A 3,769-nucleotide genomic window follows, 5' to 3' on the forward strand; every position below is an offset into this window, starting at 1 on the left:
CGAAGTTCTTCATTAGTTGATAGAATCCGCGACCCTTTACTCCCACAAGGTCATCTTCTTCCATCTCGACGTCTTTGAGATAGACTTCGTAGGTGGCCATCATGTTGTTGCCAATCTTATCGAGTTTCGCCATCTCGACACCAGGACGATCTAGAGGCATGAGATACATGGACATGTCGCGCGCGGGCTTTTCGTTTTCGAAGTCACGCACGAGGCACAGCATGTACGGAGCGCAATTGGCACCTGTATTGAATGTCTTGCATCCGTTCACGTATAACTTTCCATCACGCTTCGTGACGGTCGTCGCCATTGCGTTGCTGTCAGAGCCAGCTTGCGGTTCGGAAAAGCCGAGGGTGAATGGCTTTATTCCCTTGAGTCCGAGCTCCATAACGGCTTTCTGTTGTTTCTCATTACCGAACGCGAGCATGTCATCAACGGCGAGAGATTGGTTGACCCAGGTCAGAGATGGCCATCCAAGCGACATCGCTTCTTCAACTACCATAACTTGGGTCAGGATGTCCGCAGGGGTTCCACCGTGTTCTTCAGGAATGCCAAGTGATGCAAAACCCGCATCTACCATATCTTTGGCGGCTTTCTCGGGATATCGGTGTTCCTTATCGCACTCTTTGAAGTACGAATCGAAATTGCCTCGCTCCATCACCTCGTGTAGACTCTCATGCAAGAGTTCTTGTTCGTCGGTTTTGCAAGAATAAATTCCGGCCTCCATTCTTCGATGATTCGTCTGATTGATAATCGTCGGACCGTTAATAACAAACTTCGCTTAGGATAGAGAAGATTGTCGGACCGTTAATACCAAACTTCGTTTAGGATAGAGAAGATGATGCGCATAACACAAATGACAATATCAAAGAAGGTAATACAAGGGATAAGAGTGGTGCTATAGTTTTTGTTGGGGAGCTATTCAAATATTGCATCAACATTAAGGGGGAGTATCGTGGAAATCAGTCATCTAGAGGAGTTTTCGACACTGGTCACCTACGGAAGCTATACGTCAGCGGCCAAAGCTTTGTTTGTTTCCCAGCCTTCGCTGAGCCGACATGTCGAAGCGCTTGAAAAGGAGCTGGGGCAAGACCTCCTTTTCATAGACCGCAAATCCAATCAGATGACGCTGACGAAGGCTGGGCAAATCGTATTAGAGCATGCATCCGAGATCAACGCATCTTTTCACAATATGCTTTCCAAGCTTGATGACATATCTAGCATGAAGCCCGAGTGTATTCGCATTCAGAATCTCCTCCACCTCGAGTCCATGTATGATGGCATCTTTGAAGCGGTGCAGAACACCGAAGCGCAATACTCCAATGTCGCCTTCGATTACGTGTCTATAGACCGATCGTTCTCCCCTTGCGATGCGATTCTTTCTGATCAGGTTGATATTGCATTTCGCTTTTCTCTGACTTCCGAAGAGTATCTCTCAGCGGACAATCTCGATAGGGATGATGAAGACTTTATCCACATTCCTATTTTTGATTTTCATGGAATACTTGGGCTCGGGATTGAAAAATCCTCTCCGTTGCTACTGAAGAAAGAGTTGTCTCTTCGAGACTTCATTTCTCAACCGTTCTATGTTCCCGCGCAACGACATAGCGACGATCTCGTCAATGATTTTGTACAGCTTTGCAAGGAAGAAGGTTTTTCTCCTATTATCAAACGGGTTGCTGCTCGAGATCAGCTCGATTTCTATTCGAGGAAACCTAAAGATGGGGTTTTTTTCATTACGCGCATGGGCAACGATGGCCATACGGCGTTTGATAGATATGTTAAAAACAACATGACTGTAATCCTTCCAGGGAGGCCCAACGGAAATCACTACATTAATGCAACGCTTATTGCGAAGAAGGGTAGACACAGCGAAGCGTTCAGCTATCTTCTCGAGCAAATAATTACCATCGAAAAAAATCGACAAGCGGAGTCCCTCCAATAACATCAACGAGAAAGATTTGTGGCACCTTTCGTTGTTGGGCAAGCGTCTGCCAAATTGAGCGTGCTGAAGGTTATGCAAATTATGTTTCATATTATGCATTCATTGCATAAGTTACTTGCGCTGTCTATCCGAAATGAATTAAAACTTGTGTGATGGCAAACCGCTTGCGAACTTCTATTCTCTTCTGTGACATTAAAACCGTGTGAATTGCGTCGAAGCTTACTTCTTCGAGCAGCTTGACATGAGTCAAAGAGAGGAAATACCTATGAAAACGGTTGTTGCACTCAAAATTGTTCCAGATGATCAGGATATCCAGATGTTCGCTGATGGCTCGTTAGACTACTCTAAGGCTAAGAGCGTTGTGTCTGCATATGACCTGAATGCCATCGAAGCCGCCGCGCAGCTGGCTGCGACGAACGAAGGTTCCGTGGTTGTCGCTGTGACGGTGGGTCCCGCCTCCATCGACGACTCCAAGTTGAAAAAAAATGTGCTTGCTCGCGGTGCTGATGAGCTGTTTATGGCTGCCGATGACGCGTATGCCAACATGGACGCTCATGCGACGGCCGAGGCGCTGTCGGCCCTGATTGGCAAGGTGGGCGCGTATGATCTTATTCTATGCGGCGACGGATCCGCCGACAACTATTCTCAGCAGGTTGATGTGCAACTGGCCGCGAAGCTGGGCTTGCCCGTGGTGAATGCTGCCACAAAGATTACTGCTAAGGGCGCTGTCCTGGAGGTCGAGCGCACGCTCGAGGATGCGGTCGAGGTTGTGGAGGTGCCGCTACCGGCCATTGTTTCCGTATCGCCCGACATCGCGCTGCCCCGCATTCCTGGCATGAAGGATATCCTTGCCGCCGGTAAGAAGCCGATGAACGTGGTTGGTGCCGATGTGGCACCAGCTTGCACGCTCGAAACGGTGTCCTGCCTTGCTCCTAAGCAAGCTGATCGCAAGCAGGAGATCCTCGAGGCTTCAGCCGACGGTGCCATCATGCAGTTCGCCGCCGCCCTAAGGGCTTCGCTGTAAACTTCCCTCACCCATCCTCATGCATACAGAAAGGTAGAGTTGATATTCATGAAAGCACTCGTTATTGCTGAACGCGCAACTGCCGCCCGGGAACTCGCCGCCGGCGCCCGCACCATGGCCGATGAAGTCGTCCTTGTTTCCTTCGGAGAGGTTCCCGAGGGCGTTGCTGACAGGATCGCCCATATCTCCATACCCTCTGGCTCCGTTGTTGACGACGGAGCCGACACTGTGGTCTTCGTGTTCGACACCGAGCAGCCGTCTGTCGTGCTGGTCGAGCCGACCCGCCATATGAAAACGATTGCGGGTAAGGTGGCCGCCCGCGCGGGCACATCGGTTATCACTGACGTCATATCTTTCGAAAGCGGTGTAAAAAGCTTGTATTTTGGCGGCGTAGCTGAACGTGTGCAGAAGGCTGCAGGCGACGTGGCCGTCTACACGGTAGCCGCAGGCGCTTTCGAGGGTGTCGAGGCCTCCGGCGCGAATGTCGTCGAGGACATCGCCTGGGTTGTCCCGGCGAATCCTGTGAAGCTCATTTCGTCCAAGCCTATCGAGAAGAGTGGCGTAGATTTGACGAAGGCCGACATTGTCGTAGCAGCCGGACGAGGATTTGCTGAAAAAGAAGATCTTGAGATGGCGGAGGTTCTATGCGACAAATTGGGTGCGGGTCTCGGGTGCTCTCGCCCGCTCACCGAGGGAGTCGACTGGCTACCTACCGAGATATATCTTGGCGTTTCTGGTCTTATGCTGTCGCCGAAGGTGTACATCGGTGTTGGCATCTCTGGGCAGATGCAGCACATGGT

At 50.6% G+C, this 3,769-nt stretch carries 4 protein-coding genes; 3 read left to right on the plus strand and 1 reads right to left on the minus strand.

Annotation, left to right across the window (positions count from 1 at the left end):
* A partial coding sequence (locus RR842_RS12685) for an acyl-CoA dehydrogenase family protein (RefSeq protein ID WP_332729976.1) occupies positions 1-727 on the minus strand: 727 nt, incomplete at its 3' end.
* Positions 728-955: 228 nt separating this feature from the next.
* Here RR842_RS12685 and RR842_RS12690 point away from each other — a divergent pair.
* The 3 genes from RR842_RS12690 to RR842_RS12700 form a co-directional block, all read left to right on the plus strand.
* On the plus strand, positions 956-1,945 hold the full coding sequence (locus RR842_RS12690) for a LysR family transcriptional regulator (protein ID WP_332729977.1): 990 nt from the start codon (positions 956-958) through the stop codon (positions 1,943-1,945).
* 265 nt (positions 1,946-2,210) lie between these two features.
* A complete protein-coding gene (gene fixA, locus RR842_RS12695) occupies positions 2,211-2,969 on the plus strand; it encodes a putative electron transfer flavoprotein FixA (protein WP_332729978.1) in 759 nt (252 codons plus the stop codon).
* 48 nt (positions 2,970-3,017) lie between these two features.
* The coding region (locus RR842_RS12700; protein WP_332729979.1) for an electron transfer flavoprotein subunit alpha/FixB family protein at positions 3,018-3,769 on the plus strand (752 nt) is incomplete at its 3' end.

This window comes from Gordonibacter sp. (assembly GCF_036667095.1).
In the GTDB taxonomy this organism is placed as follows: Bacteria; Actinomycetota; Coriobacteriia; order Coriobacteriales; family Eggerthellaceae; genus Gordonibacter.

Excerpts from the sequence above, each read along its gene's own strand:
- fixA (WP_332729978.1), top strand. The coding sequence starts at position 2,211 with ATGAAAACGGTTGTTGCACTCAAAATTGTTCCAGATGATCAGGATATC.